The sequence below is a fragment of the Flavisphingomonas formosensis genome (genome assembly GCF_009755815.1).
GTDB lineage: Bacteria > Pseudomonadota > Alphaproteobacteria > Sphingomonadales > Sphingomonadaceae > Flavisphingomonas > Flavisphingomonas formosensis.
Window position 1 is genome coordinate 1 of sequence record NZ_WRPK01000004.1, and the last position, 12864, is coordinate 12864.

Genomic DNA, 12864 nt, shown 5'->3' on the forward strand with positions numbered 1-12864 from the left:
CTTGGCGATATCCAGCCCGATTGTGATAGCTTGCGACACGGACGCCTCCCTCAGTGGTGCTTCAAACACCTCCACTCTGGCACATCGATGCCGTCGGGGGGCGTCCACCCCATCAGCTTTGATGCGGCGCCGACTTTCCCGCTCAGGCCGTCTGCGCGAATTTCGCCATCTGGTGCATCGGCGGCTCCATCGCATTGGCCGGGACGATGGCGTCGGTGCGATCGGCGATTTCGTCGAAGCGCCTCGCGATGATGTCTGCGAAGCCTGTCGGATCGCCGGTGACCATTATGCCCTGGGTCATGCCAATCTCGGCGATCTCGAAGCCGCCGGCGCCCGCCGTCATGATGCAGCGCGTCGGCGCATCGCGCGAGGCGAGGAACAGCACGGCGGGTGAGACGCGCTCGGGCGTCATCGCGGCGAGCACGTCCTCGGTCAAAATGTCCTGCGTCATGCGCGTCGCGGCCGAGGGCGCGATGGCGTTGACGCGGATGCCGTAGCGCGCACCCTCGATCGACAGGGTCTGCATGAGGCCGACCAGCGCCAGCTTCGCCGCGCCGTAGTTCGCCTGGCCGAAATTGCCGAACAGGCCGGAGGCGGAGGTGGTCATCACGATGCGGCCATAGGCCTGGGCGCGCATCGTTTCCCACACCGCCTGGGTGCAGTGGAAGGCGCCCATCAGATGGACGTCGATCACGTCGCGCATATCGGCTTCGGTCAGCTTGCCGAAGCTGCGGTCCCGCAGGATGCCGGCATTGTTGACGAGGATGTCGATCCGGCCCCAGCGCTCCAGCGTCTCCGCCACCATTGCGTCCACCGCGGCGCGATCGGTGACCGAGGCGCCGTTCGCTACCGCCTCGCCCCCGGCCGCCAGTATCTCGGCAGCCACCGCGGCCGCCGGATCCCCGTCGCTGCCGGCGAGATCGTTGACGACGACCTTCGCACCTGCGCGGGCGAAGGCCAGCGCATGCGCCCGCCCCAGCCCGCGTCCGGCGCCGGTCACGATCGCGACCTGACCCGAAAAATCCATGCTTCCTCTCCCTTCCACCCGCAGATCAGAATTGCGGGGCGATTTCGATCGCCAGCCCGTCGCTGTCCGCGTTCATCACGATCTGGCAGGAGAGGCGGGATTCGGGTCGCACCTCCACGACATCCGCCAGTGCGGCGATCATGTCCGCCTCGTCCTCGCCCGGCGGTGCGAGCCGTTCGCCGCCGCTTTCCACATAGACATGGCAGCTCCCGCAGGAGGACATGCCGCCGCAGGTGCCGGCGACGCCCAGGCCGGCATCGCGCAGGCGCCGCATCAGCACCGTGCCGTCCGGCGCCTCAACCGTCTGTACGGCGCCGTCCCGCGCCCTCACCTCGATCTTCGCCACGGTCAGGCCGGAAAATAGCGGCCGAGCACATCGCCGACGCAGGCCGGCTTGTCCTCGCCCTCGATCTGGACGGTGAGACGGGTGGTGAGCTGCACCGCGCCCTTGATCTCCTCGGCGCCAAGGATCGTGCCCTGGCCCCGGATGCGCGCGTCGACCCGGACCGGCGCGAGGAAGCGCAGCCGATCGAGGCCGACATTGATGCCCATTGCGAGCTGCCGCACGTCGATGAGCTGCGGCAGGAAATGCGCGAAGAGGCCGAGCGTCAGATAGCCATGGGCGATGGTGGCGCCGAACGGCCCCGCCTTCGCCCGGGCCGGATCGACATGAATCCATTGGCGATCCTCGGTCGCTTCGGCGAAGCCGTCGATGCGGCGCTGATCGATCGCCAGCCACTCGGTGACGCCGAGGTCGCGCCCCTCCTGGCCCAGCAACTCGGCCGGAGATGCGAAGATTACGGGCATCAGCCGAGCCGCTCCACGATCGTCACATTGGCGAGACCGCCGCCCTCGCACATCGTCTGCAGCCCATAGCGGCCGCCGGTGCGCTCCAGCTCGGCGAGCAGCGTCGTCATCAGCCGCGCGCCGGTGGCGCCCAGCGGGTGGCCGAGCGCGATCGCGCCGCCGTTGACGTTCACCTTCTCATGCGGAATGCCGAGTTCCTTCATCCAGGCCATGGGCACGCTGGCGAACGCCTCGTTGCATTCGAACAGATCTATGTCGTCGACGGACAGGCCGCTCTTTTCCAGCGCATAGCGCGTCGCCGGGATCGGCGCCGTCAGCATCCATACGGGATCGTCGCCGCGCACCGCGAGATAGTGGATGCGCGCGCGCGGCGTCAGGCCATGCGCCTTCACCGCGGCTTCGGAAGCGAGCAGCAGCGCGGCGGCGGCATCGGCATTCTGGCTGGAGATGCCGGCGTGGATGCGGCCGCCTTCGGTCAGCGTCTTGAGGCTGGCCATTTTCTCCAGCGTGGTATCGGCGCGTACCGTCTCGTCCGTGTCGAAATCGCCCACCGGCACGATCTGGTCCGTGAAGCGCCCTTCGGCGATCGCGGCGGCGGCGCGCTGATGCGAGGCGAGGGCGAACCGCTCCATCTCCTCGCGGCTCAGATCCCATTTCTCGGCGATCATCTCGGCCGAGCGATATTGGCTGACCTCTTCCTTGCCATAGCGCCGGGTGAAGCCGGCCGAGCCCGAGAAGGGATCGTCGAAGCCGAAATGCGTGCCGGCCTGCATCGAGGCGAGGATCGGGATGGCGTTCATATTCTGGACGCCGCCGGCGATCACGAGATCCTGCAGGCCGCTCATTACGCCCATCGCCGCGAAATGGATCGCCTGCTGGGCCGAGCCGCACTGACGATCGACCGCCACCGCGGGAACGTCCTGCGGCAGGCTGGCAGCCAGCCAGGCGGTGCGGGCCAGATTGCCGGCATTAGGGCCGATCGCCTCGAGCACACCGAACACCACGTCGTCGACCTGCCCGGCGTCGATCCCGGTTCGCTCCACGATCGCCTGCAGCGCCACCGCGCCGAGATCGGCCGGGTGCATCCCGGATAGAGTGCCCTTCTTGCGCCCCGTCGGCGTGCGCACGGCATCGATGATATAGGCTTCCGGCATCCATCCCTCCGCGATTCGAACCTTTCGAACGATCGTTAGGGAGAGTTGGGCGGCGAGGAAAGCCCCGGCCATTTTCAAATCGGCGTCGAAAACCGGCAGGCGGGTCCAGACGTGCAAATTATCGGCAAATAAGATTGTTGATCAGTATGTTATGATCATTGTTCCATGGTCGCAGACGGTCGTTTTCGATTGTTGTTCGGTAATTTTCACTCGCTTATCCCGATGCCGACATGTCTGCGCCACGGCCGCGCGGAGAGGAGAGCAACGATGAATCAGATGAGCCCGATCGAGCGGATCCAGACCGGCAAGGAACTGGAACGCTGCCCATTCCCCATTCCCTATGGCTGGTTCATGATCGAGGAATCGGCCAATCTGGCGGTGGGCGAGGTGCGCACCATCCATTTGTTCGACCAGGATTGGGTGCTGTTCCGCGGCGAGAGCGGGGCGGTGGGCATGACCGATCCCTATTGCCCGCATCTGGGCGCGCATCTCGGCCATGGCGGCGTGGTGGACGGCGACAATATCCGCTGTCCCTTCCATCATTGGGAATTCGACGCGGCCGGCTGGTGCAAGAAGATTCCCTACGCCAAGGTGATGCCGGGCCTCGCCCGGCGGCGCCCCGTGCTGCGCAGCCTGCCGATCGTCGAGCGCTATGGCGCGATCTTCGGCTGGTATCATCCCGATGCGATCGATCCGCTGTTCGACGTGCCGACCGTGCCCGAACTGGAAGCGGAGGATCATGTCGCCATCCGCCGCGGCGAATGGATGATCGGCACCGCGATCCAGGAGATCGGCGAGAATGGCGTCGATTTCGCGCATCTCAAATTCCTGCACGGCGGCGCGTCGATTCCGCCCGGAGAGGGACGGCCGGACGGCCATCGCTTCCAAATGGACATCGGCCACGGCTTCATCACCGGCGAGCATCATGGCCCTGGCATCCAGATCATGCGATTCAACAAGGATGGCGTGACGATGCTGATGTTCTCGACGCCGACGCCGGTCAGCCGCGAGATGACGCGCACCCGCATGGCCTTCACTTTCAAGGATTATCCCGAAGGCACGGCGGAGCGCACCACCGCCGAGCATCTCTATACCCATTCCATCGGCGCGGCCGAAGGCGAGGATTCGGCGGGTTTCGAATCGGTCGACCTCGTCGTGTGGAACAACAAGAAATATCGCCCGCAGCCGCTGCTGTGCGACGGCGACGGGCCGATCCTGATGTGGCGGGAATGGTTCGGCCAATTCTATGCGGACACGCACGAAGCGCGTTGAGCCGCGTCCCGGGCGCATTTTGCGATCCGTTGGGGGAAGATTTCGATATTCCGTCCGCGTCGGCCCCGATGGCAAAGGGCCGGAGAGGCGGGGGAGCATCGATGGCGGGCTATTTTGCGTTGGAACCGGGCGATGGGCCGCTGACATGGCACATGCCGGTCGCGCCCTGGCAATGCGTCGGCGGGCCGGGCGGTTTCCTGTTCGGCGGTGCCGGGCTGGGTGCCTGCATCGGTGCGGTCGAGCGCAGCCTTGGCCGCGCCACGGTGTGGGCGACGTCCCAATATCTGAGCTATGCGCCGATCGGATCGCGGCTCGACATCGCGGTGTCGCCGCTGGTCGACGGGCGCTACACCTCGCAGGCCCGCGCCTCGGCGCATGTCGCGGGGCGAGAGGTGCTGGGCGCGGCGCTCTCGCTCGGGGTGCGGCCGGACGGCCCGCGCCGGCAATGGATCCAGCCGCCGGAGGTGCCTGGGCCGGCCGAGTGCCCCGTTGCCGCGGTCGGCTGGAACCGGGCGCCCGACGATCTCCACACGCGAATCGAGGTGCGTGTCGCCAAGGGATGGGATTTCGATCGCGATGCCGACGGGCGGGCGATCCTCTGGATCCGGCCGACGCAGGACTATCCGATCGATCGCCCGATGCTGGCGCTGATGGGCGATTTCGTGCCGACATCGATCGGCAACGCGCTGGCCCGCGAGCAGCGCGACCTCGTGGTCAACAGCCTCGACAATTGCATGCGTTTCCTGAGCCTGGTCGAGACCGAATGGGTGCTGTGCGACGTCGCGCTGAACGGAGCCGCCGATGGCTTCGGCCATGGCCGCATGCATCTGTTCGCGCAGGATGGCACGCTGCTGGCGATGGCCAGCCAGTCGATGGTCATTCGTGCCGCCCATGCGCCGAGGGCGCATGCCCGGGCGGACACCGACGTCTAGAGCGACCGGCCCTAGGGCATCGGACCGATCGCTCTAGTCCCGGCAAAGGGAACCGGTCAGGAGCAAGCCCCTGCCGGTTCCCCCTGCGACCCGGCCTATCCCCGGCTATGGGGTTCGGTGCAGCGGTCCGTGACGTGCGCCGAGCAGGCAGGATAATTTTGCGTCGCGGGTTGCGGCGCGAAGACCGCGGCCTCGGCGGACGGATCGATCACGATCCTCGCGCCTGGCACGGGCTGGAACGGTATGTTCGCGCCCGGCGGCGCGACGGCGGGAGCCGAGGCCGGCGCATCGCCGGCCTGGCCATGCGCGCTCGCCATGGCGGGAATCAGCAGCGCCGAAGCCAAGGCGGGAACGACGAAGATGCGTAACATGACAGGCCTCCATGCCTTTAGTCGACCATGGCGGCATTTTGGTCCCCGCGACCTTGGGAACCGTTTTCCATGACATTACCGATCCGTAAGAATCGTCCGGCACCAAGGTCAGATCGCCCCGTGGAGGCGAAGCGCGAAGACGTTCGCCGGTCCGCGATCTCGATTGTAGCCGGGATTGCCGACCAGCTGATAATCGACGGTCACGTCGATGCCGCGGACGGGCTGCCAGTCATAATAGGCTTCCGCGATCCATTCCTTGCCAGGATGCGGCAAGCTGCCGTCGCCGACGAGCACGCCGAGGCCGCCGGCATCGAGATAGCGCTGATGCGCCCTCGAGATGGCGTTGGCGACCGCGGCCAAGCCGATCCGGTCGTCCGTCCGGCCCCAGCCGGCGCCGCCGAGCGCAGCGCCGATCGCCACGGTGCGATCGATGTCGGTGAAGTCATATGGCTCGATCGAGCCGTCGGCGATGCCCGCGCGCGCGAACAGGCCGAGCGTGTCGGTCACCTCCTGCTCGACGTTCAGGCTGCCGCCGATGCGGGTCGTGGGGCGGCGCGTGAGGCTGGGATCGACCGGCTGGCCGCTCGCGGCGGCGAGCGCGATGGCGTCGGCATAGCGGCTGAACCGGCCGCGATTGCGGAACAGAGTGAGGCGGACGGCGCCGTCGCGCCCGCCGATGCGATGGCGATGCTCGATCTCGGCATCCAGCTGATACTGGCTGAAGTCCCGCTCCAGCGTATCGCCATTGGGTATCTTGGAGAGGTTGAACGCGCCGAGCCGCAGCGTCCACGGCCCCTGATACCATTCGCCAGCGACGCCATAGCTGTAGCCCCAGGCGTCAGCGGCATAATCGAAGGTGCCGCTGTCGACGATCGACCAGTTCAGGAAATCGGCCCGCGGGTCATGGGCATAGCGGTTGGTATCGAAGATGTCGCCGACGCTCAGCTTACCGAACGTCAGCACGATCCGGTTCGCGCTGTGCGTGCCGCCGAGCTGGTTGGCGGCGCCGGCGACGGCCTCGCGCGCGCCGCCGAGATCGATCGTCTGGCGGAAGAACAGCCGCTGCAGGCGGACATAGGGATCGGACTTGCCGACCTTATAGGCCTCGGCACTGGGAAAGCCGGCGACGCCCAGCGTGTTGGACAGGCCGAAGCCCTGGTCGACCTCTGGATTGGCCCACAGCTCCGCGCCTTTCCACGGGCGAACGCCGGCATAGAAGGTGGCGTCCAGGGTCTCCTTGGCCTGATGCGGGGTGAGGCTGTTCGCGCCGGCATAAGGGGAACGGAAGCCCGGCGTCGCCTGGAGGACGAACGTGGCCTGGGCATGTATGGCCCAATTCTCGGCCTTGGCGGGTGGCGTGTCCTCGTCCGCGCGGGCGATCGCGGGCCAGGAGGCGAGAGCCAGGCCGAGCAGCGCCAATCCCGGACCCGTCCGGTTCATCATCGTTCAACTCCTCGGGCGAGCGACGGCTCGCAAACTGGATCAGGATTCGCGCCGGGCGCCCATCAGCCACGGGCGACGGCTTGTCTAGCGGCGATGTGTTACACCGCGCGAACGGCGCCGCTTTCGCGCGCGGGCCGGATTTTAGCGCGCGCTACCATGGCCGATGAGCGGCAGGGCCATGGCCCGTATAGCGGATGCTGGTTTCGTGATAATTGCCTGTCGCCCCTGGTCGCGTCGGTGCCGGCATTGCTTCGGGATTGGAGGGTCAGCCAGCGCCAGCTATGCTCCCACCGAGCCCAGCAAAAGGACATTGCAGTTTAACGAACGATCGTTAGATTTCGAATCGGTTGCCGGCGGACCGTTCCAAGAAGTCCGCGGCGCCGGGTTTTCGGAGAGGAGACCTTATATGGCGGCGGAAGCCCTGATCGATCATTATGCCCGCGCATTTCTCGAAAGCGCGGAAGCACGGGGGCTGCGGCGCGAGCAGCTGTGTCCCGACGCCGCATTGGACGACAAACGGTTCGGCCAGCAGGAGCTGGCGGCGATCTCGCGCAACGCGAAGATGCTGATGGGCGACGAGTTCGGCGGGTTGACCGAGCATGTGGTGCCGATCGGATCGCTGCAGCTCATGTGCGAGCTGACGACGCTGAGCCGAACGCTGGGCGATGCGCTGAACCGCGCCTTCCGATTCTATGCGCTGCTCACCGGTGACGTCGGCTTCGCGCTCGAGGTGAAGGGAGCGGTCGCCACGATTTCGATGACCGTGGCCGATCCATGCCGCGATCCGCGCTGCGTGCTGCCCGAGTGGTGGCTGCTCTTCTGGCAGCGCTACGGCCAATGGTTGATCGGCGAAGAGATTCCGATCCTGTCCGTGGAATTCGAGCATGAGCCGGCGGTGGCGCTCGGCGACTATTTCGAAGTTCTGGGCGGCAACATACGGTTCGGCACCACCGCCGCGCGGCTATGCTTCGCTGCCCCGCTGCTCGACAGGCGGGTTTTGCGCGAGGTGGAGGATCTGCATCGTTTCCTGGCTCCCCGGCCCGTCGACCTGGTATCGGTGGATGGCGTCGAGACGGGGCTGGCGGCGGCGCTCCGCTCACGCCTGCAGGGGCATTTGCAGCGTGATCGGGTGATGCCCAAGCTGGAGGTGCTGGCCCGCGAGCTCGGCATATGCGGGCAGACGCTACGGCGGCGACTGGAGGCGAAGGGCCTGAGCTATCGCGCGCTGAAGGCGGAGGTGCGGCGCGAAGTGGCGCTCAAATGCCTCAACGACGACGCCATGCCGATCCACGAGGCTTCGTTGCGCGCCGGTTTTGCAGAACCCAATGGCCTGTCGCGCGCCATTCGTTCCTGGGTCGGGGTCAGCCCGACCGACTATCGTGCGATGGTGGCCGCCGGCCAGACAGTGCCCGAAGGATCCGCGTAAGGTTTTGCCGGCCACGGTTGTCACCTTCCGATCTGTGCCGCCGGCCGTCGTCACCTTATCCTTCCCCGCCCGTGCCGACGCCCGAGAGCGTCAGGATGCGGAGGAGGAGATGCAATGAGTGGAGTGTTGAGCGGGCTCAAGGTGCTGGATCTCTCCTGGGGGATCGCCGGGCCGATCACGACCATGCTGATGGTCGACCATGGCGCCGAGGTGACGAAGATCGAACCGCCCGCAGGCGATCCGTTCCGCGACCAGCTGGGCTACAAGGCGTGGCAGCGCGGCAAGCGCAGCGCCGTCTTCGATCTCAAGGAGGCGGGCGACCACGCGCTGTTCCTCAACCTGGTGCGCGGCGCCGACGTACTGGTGGAGAGCTTCTCGCCGGGCACCACCAAGCGCCTCGGCATCGACTATGAGACGCTCGCCGCGATCAATCCGCGGCTGATCCATTGCTCGATCACCGCCTATGGCGATCATCCGGATCATGCCGGCCGTCCCGGTTACGACGCCCTGGTCGCGGCGCGCTCGGGGCTGCAGTGGGAGCAGCGGGGCTGGCCGGAGGGTGCGCTCAACCATATGGCGGGCCGCGAGGACCCGTTCGCCGACGTCGAGATCGAGGCGGACTGGGTGCAGGGCCCGCCGCGCGAGGGGCCGCTTTTCTCCGCCGTGCCCTATCCCAGCATGGGCGCCGCCTATTCGGCCTCGCTCGGCATCGCGGCGGCGTTGTTCGCGCGCGAGCGGACCGGCCGGGGCCAGCATGTCGAGGCGACGCTGCTGCAGGGCGCGATGGCGGGCGGCGCCGGCGTGTGGCAGCGCGCCGAGGACATCGATGCCGAGATGTTCAACAGCTGGATCCTCGGGTCGCGCGCGCCCAAGGGCCATTATGAATGTTCGGACGGGCGCTGGATCCACAATTGGGTGCCCAATCCGCGCTTCATCCTGACCGCATCGGCCGGCGAGACGCTGGACGCGACGCCGGACCTGTCGGTACAGAACGATCCCGACCGCTTCGGCACCGGGCCCGAAGAGCTGGTCACCATGTCCTATTATCAGCCGATCCTGGCCGAGGCGATGAAGCGTTTCCCGGCGCAGGCCTGGGTGGACGCGGCAGCCGTGGCCGGCGTCACCATGCAGGAGGCGCGTCCGCCCGAGGAGGCGCTGACCGATCCGCTGATGGTGGCGGACCGCTGCGCGGTGGCGGTGGACGATCCCGAGCTCGGGCCGATCCACCAGGTCGGCATCAGCTACACGCTTACCGACAGCCCCGGCGTGCCAGGCGGCCAGGCACCGAAGGTGGACCAGCATGGTGCGGAAGTGCGCGCCGAAGCGGCGGCCGCCGCGCCGGCCGAAGCCGGCAAGGGCGCATCGGGCGCAAGCGGGAAGGGGCCGCTGGCCGGCATTCGCGTGCTCGATCTCGGCCTTGCGATCGCCGGGCCGTTCGGCACGCAGCTGCTGTCCGATCTCGGCGCGGAGGTGATCAAGGTCAACGCGCTCTACGACACCTACTGGCATCGCAACCACATCGCCTACATGGCCAATCGCGGAAAACGCTCTATCGCGCTGAATCTCAAGGATCCGCGCGCGATGCAGGTGCTGATCGAGCTGATCCACAGCGCCGACGTCGTCCAGCACAATATGCGCTATGACGCGGCCGAGCGGCTCGGCATCGACTATGAGAGCCTGAAGGCGATCAAGCCCGACCTCATCTACTGCCACACCCGGGGCCATGAGCATGGCCCGCGCCAGGCGCTGCCCGGCAACGACCAGACCGGCGGTTGCCTGGCCGGCGTGCAATATGAGGATGGCGGCATGGCCGACGGCGGCAAGCCGATGTGGTCCTTCACCTCCTTCGGCGACACCGGCAACGGCTTCCTCTCGGCGATCGGCATCTGCCAGGCGCTGCGCCACCGGGCGCTGACCGGCAAGGGACAGCGGGTCGACACCTCGATCGTCAACGCGCAGCTGCTCAATTGCTCCTTTGCCATCGCCAAGGCGGATGGCGGCGCGCTCGATCGGCCGCGGCTGGACCGGATGCAGAGCGGCCTTGCCGCTACCTATGGTCTCTATCAGGGTAGCGATGGCGGCTGGCTGTGCATCGCGGCGGTCTCGCCGGAGCAGTGCAAGGCGCTTGCCGAGGTGACCGGCGTCGCGCTGGACGGCGAGGACAAGGCGGTGCGCGCGGCACTGGCGGAGCGGTTCCGCACCCGCGGCGCGGCCGACTGGCTCGCGGCGCTGGATGCCGCGGGTGTGCCGGCGGAAATCTCGGATCCGGAGATCTCGCGGCGCATCCATGACGATCCTGAGCTCAAGCGCCGCAACTGGGTCACTTCCTATCCGCATCCGTTCGTAGGCCGGATCGATCAGATCGGCCTGCTCGTCGGCCTTTCCGACACGCCCGGCGCCATCCAGGGGCCGCCGCTGGTCGTCGGCCAGGATACGCGGGCGATCCTCGCCGAGCTCGGCCGCGGCGACGAGGAGATCGAGACGCTGCTCGCCGAGAGCGTCGCCATGGCCTGGGCACCGGGCGAAACGCACCGCGTCTTCGCCAGCCGCTGGGAGGCGCCGGCGACCACGGTGCCGGATGCTCCGGCGAAGGCGGCGGAGTAGGCACGGCTCCCATCACCGTTTGCACTGAGCTTGTCGAAGTGCTCCCTTCTTTGTCCATGATCGAAAAGGAAGGGAGGGCTTCGACAAGCTCAGCCCAAACGGTGGTGAGGGAGCGCAGACTTTCAATCGACGTCAGTCCGAATTTGCATGGCTGCGTTGTCGCCTTCGGCGCTGTCCGCCGCCGAGACGGCAGATTAGGCTGACGCGAACCACGATAGGGGAGAGGGCATGGCGCAGAAGGACGACATCTATTTCTGGGAGGGAGCCCGTGAAGGACGACTCCTGCTGCGCAGTTGCGCAGAGTGCGGCCGGATCGCGCATCCGCCGGTGCCGATGTGCCCTCAGTGCCATTCGCTCGAATGGGGCACGCGGCAGGCGAGCGGGCGGGGGACCGTCTATGCCTGGATCGACTCGCGCCATCCCTCGCGCGTGGAATCGCCGTCGCGGATCGTCGCGCTGATCGACCTGGAGGAGGGGGTGCGTCTCGTCTCCAACCTGCGCGACATCGCGCTCGACGATGTCGAGCCGGGCTTGCCGGTCGAAGTCTTCTTCGAAGAGATCAACGGCCATGTCATGCCTCAATTCCGGGTCATGGAGGGCCGGGCATGAGCAACATTAGCGACACCGCGATCGTCGGCATCGGGCAGACGGAATTTTCCAAGGATTCGGGCCGCAGCGAATTGCAGCTCGCCGCCGAAGCGAGTCTGGCCGCGATCCGCGATGCGGGGCTCTCGCCGTCGGACATCGACGGCATGGTCACCTTCACGCTCGACAGCAATGACGAGCTCGATCTCATGCGCTGCCTCGGCATTACCGAGTTGAACTGGACGGCGCGCGGGCCGTTTGGCGGCGCTGCCGCATCGGCGACTGTGCAGCTCGCCTCGGCGGCGGTCGCCTCTGGCGCTGCCAAGGCGGTGCTGATCTATCGCGCCTTCAACGAGCGTTCCGGCAAGCGTTTCGGGCAGCCGGACGCGGGTGGTTATGCGGCGATGATGGGCGGGCCCGATTTCCACTTCGCCTATGGCCTCGATACGCCGGCCAAGATCTATTCGCTCTGGTATCAGCGCTACATGCGCAAATATGGCGTGACGAGCGAGGATCTCGGCCGCTACGTCGTCGTCGCGCGCGACCATGCGGCGACCAATCCGGCGGCCTGGTATTACGGCAAGCCGATCACGCTGGACGATCACCAGAATTCTCGCTGGATCGTCGAGCCGATCCTGCACCTGCTCGATTGCTGCCAGGAATCCGACGGCGGCGTCGCGATCGTCATTACCTCCGCCGATCGCGCGAAGGACATGAAGAATGGCGGCGTACGGGTCAAGGCAGCGACGCAGTCGCATCGCTTCGGCGGGCAGATCATGTTCGATTATTATCGCGACGATCTCGCCGAATTCGAAGAGACGCGGACGATGTCGGAGCGGCTCTGGAAGGATGCGGGGCTCGGTCCCAAGGATATAGACGTCGCGATGATCTACGAGAATTTCACGCCCGTCGTGTTCCTGGCGCTGGAAGGCCATGGATTCTGCAAGCGCGGTGAAGCGAAGGACTTTATCCGGGACGGACACATTCGGCTCGCCGGATCGTTGCCGGTCAATACCCATGGCGGCCTCTTGGGCGAGGCCTATATCCATGGCGTCAACAACATATTGGAAGGCGTCCGCCAGATCCGCGGCACTGCCGCCAATCAGGTGGCGGGGGCACAGCATGTGCTCGTTTCGGCGAGCCGCAGCGGCATGATCCTGGGTCCGTTATAATCATCGGCTCGTCATGCTGAAACGGGTTTCAGCATGACGATGTCGTATTTTTCTTCTTAAGCCATGTCGAT

12 protein-coding genes are annotated in these 12864 nt (G+C 66.6%); 6 read left to right on the forward strand and 6 right to left on the reverse strand.

Annotated features, from left to right (window positions below; all coding sequences use genetic code 11):
• Nucleotides 1–142: 142 nt before the first annotated feature.
• From GQY20_RS12120 to GQY20_RS12135, 4 genes are read right to left on the reverse strand one after another with little or no spacing between them, the layout of a single operon-like run.
• Nucleotides 143–1027: an SDR family NAD(P)-dependent oxidoreductase gene (locus tag GQY20_RS12120; protein ID WP_157217365.1), complete on the reverse strand. Its 885-nt coding sequence runs from the start codon at nucleotides 1025–1027 to the stop codon at nucleotides 143–145.
• A 25-nt stretch (nucleotides 1028–1052) separates the two neighbouring features.
• Complete coding sequence (locus GQY20_RS12125; protein ID WP_157217366.1) at nucleotides 1053–1373, reverse strand: 2Fe-2S iron-sulfur cluster-binding protein; 321 nt, start codon at nucleotides 1371–1373, stop codon at nucleotides 1053–1055.
• 2 nt (nucleotides 1374–1375) lie between these two features.
• Nucleotides 1376–1834, reverse strand: a complete 459-nt coding sequence (locus GQY20_RS12130; RefSeq protein WP_157217367.1) for a MaoC family dehydratase — start codon at nucleotides 1832–1834, stop codon at nucleotides 1376–1378.
• A complete protein-coding gene (locus GQY20_RS12135; protein ID WP_157217368.1) occupies nucleotides 1834–2988 on the reverse strand; it encodes an acetyl-CoA C-acetyltransferase in 1155 nt (384 codons plus the stop codon). The genes GQY20_RS12130 and GQY20_RS12135 overlap by 1 nt, the downstream gene beginning before the upstream one ends.
• A gap of 267 nt (nucleotides 2989–3255) precedes the next feature.
• Here GQY20_RS12135 and GQY20_RS12140 point away from each other — a divergent pair, with 267 nt between their 5' ends.
• Entirely contained in the window at nucleotides 3256–4260 is a 1005-nt protein-coding gene (locus tag GQY20_RS12140; protein WP_157217369.1) for an aromatic ring-hydroxylating oxygenase subunit alpha, read from the forward strand.
• A 101-nt stretch (nucleotides 4261–4361) separates the two neighbouring features.
• Nucleotides 4362–5192 carry an acyl-CoA thioesterase gene (locus GQY20_RS12145; RefSeq protein WP_157217370.1) on the forward strand — a complete coding sequence of 277 codons (831 nt, stop codon included), beginning with the start codon at nucleotides 4362–4364 and terminating at the stop codon, nucleotides 5190–5192.
• Nucleotides 5193–5287: 95 nt separating this feature from the next.
• Here the strand turns inward: GQY20_RS12145 and GQY20_RS12150 are convergent, their stop codons facing one another.
• Nucleotides 5288–5563 (reverse strand): hypothetical protein, encoded by a 276-nt coding sequence (locus GQY20_RS12150; RefSeq protein ID WP_157217371.1) that lies wholly within the window; start codon nucleotides 5561–5563, stop codon nucleotides 5288–5290.
• 108 nt (nucleotides 5564–5671) lie between these two features.
• The gene (locus GQY20_RS12155; protein ID WP_157217372.1) at nucleotides 5672–7006 is read right to left on the reverse strand and encodes a carbohydrate porin; all 1335 of its coding nucleotides are present in this window, start codon (nucleotides 7004–7006) and stop codon (nucleotides 5672–5674) included.
• Between the two features lie 406 nt (nucleotides 7007–7412).
• On the opposite strand from GQY20_RS12155, the gene GQY20_RS12160 reads away from it, so the two are divergent.
• The 4 genes from GQY20_RS12160 (at nucleotide 7413) to GQY20_RS12175 (ending at nucleotide 12793) form a co-directional block, all read left to right on the forward strand.
• Nucleotides 7413–8432: an AraC family transcriptional regulator gene (locus GQY20_RS12160; RefSeq protein WP_157217373.1), complete on the forward strand. Its 1020-nt coding sequence runs from the start codon at nucleotides 7413–7415 to the stop codon at nucleotides 8430–8432.
• A gap of 114 nt (nucleotides 8433–8546) precedes the next feature.
• Nucleotides 8547–11036, forward strand: coding sequence for a CaiB/BaiF CoA transferase family protein (locus tag GQY20_RS12165; RefSeq protein WP_157217374.1), 2490 nt, complete (start codon nucleotides 8547–8549; stop codon nucleotides 11034–11036).
• A gap of 228 nt (nucleotides 11037–11264) precedes the next feature.
• Nucleotides 11265–11645: a Zn-ribbon domain-containing OB-fold protein gene (locus tag GQY20_RS12170; protein WP_157217375.1), complete on the forward strand. Its 381-nt coding sequence runs from the start codon at nucleotides 11265–11267 to the stop codon at nucleotides 11643–11645.
• Nucleotides 11642–12793, forward strand: a complete 1152-nt coding sequence (locus GQY20_RS12175) for a thiolase C-terminal domain-containing protein (RefSeq protein ID WP_157217376.1) — start codon at nucleotides 11642–11644, stop codon at nucleotides 12791–12793. The genes GQY20_RS12170 and GQY20_RS12175 overlap by 4 nt, the downstream gene beginning before the upstream one ends.
• Nucleotides 12794–12864: the final 71 nt, after the last annotated feature.

Coding starts and splice junctions, on each gene's coding strand:
- GQY20_RS12160 (WP_157217373.1), top strand. CDS start 7,413: ATGGCGGCGGAAGCCCTGATCGATCATTATGCCCGCGCATTTCTCGAA.
- GQY20_RS12120 (WP_157217365.1), bottom strand. CDS start 1,027: ATGGATTTTTCGGGTCAGGTCGCGATCGTGACCGGCGCCGGACGCGGG.
- GQY20_RS12145 (WP_157217370.1), top strand. CDS start 4,362: ATGGCGGGCTATTTTGCGTTGGAACCGGGCGATGGGCCGCTGACATGG.
- GQY20_RS12175 (WP_157217376.1), top strand. CDS start 11,642: ATGAGCAACATTAGCGACACCGCGATCGTCGGCATCGGGCAGACGGAA.
- GQY20_RS12165 (WP_157217374.1), top strand. CDS start 8,547: ATGAGTGGAGTGTTGAGCGGGCTCAAGGTGCTGGATCTCTCCTGGGGG.
- GQY20_RS12130 (WP_157217367.1), bottom strand. CDS start 1,834: ATGCCCGTAATCTTCGCATCTCCGGCCGAGTTGCTGGGCCAGGAGGGG.
- GQY20_RS12140 (WP_157217369.1), top strand. CDS start 3,256: ATGAATCAGATGAGCCCGATCGAGCGGATCCAGACCGGCAAGGAACTG.
- GQY20_RS12135 (WP_157217368.1), bottom strand. CDS start 2,988: ATGCCGGAAGCCTATATCATCGATGCCGTGCGCACGCCGACGGGGCGC.
- GQY20_RS12150 (WP_157217371.1), bottom strand. CDS start 5,563: ATGTTACGCATCTTCGTCGTTCCCGCCTTGGCTTCGGCGCTGCTGATT.
- GQY20_RS12155 (WP_157217372.1), bottom strand. CDS start 7,006: ATGATGAACCGGACGGGTCCGGGATTGGCGCTGCTCGGCCTGGCTCTC.
- GQY20_RS12170 (WP_157217375.1), top strand. CDS start 11,265: ATGGCGCAGAAGGACGACATCTATTTCTGGGAGGGAGCCCGTGAAGGA.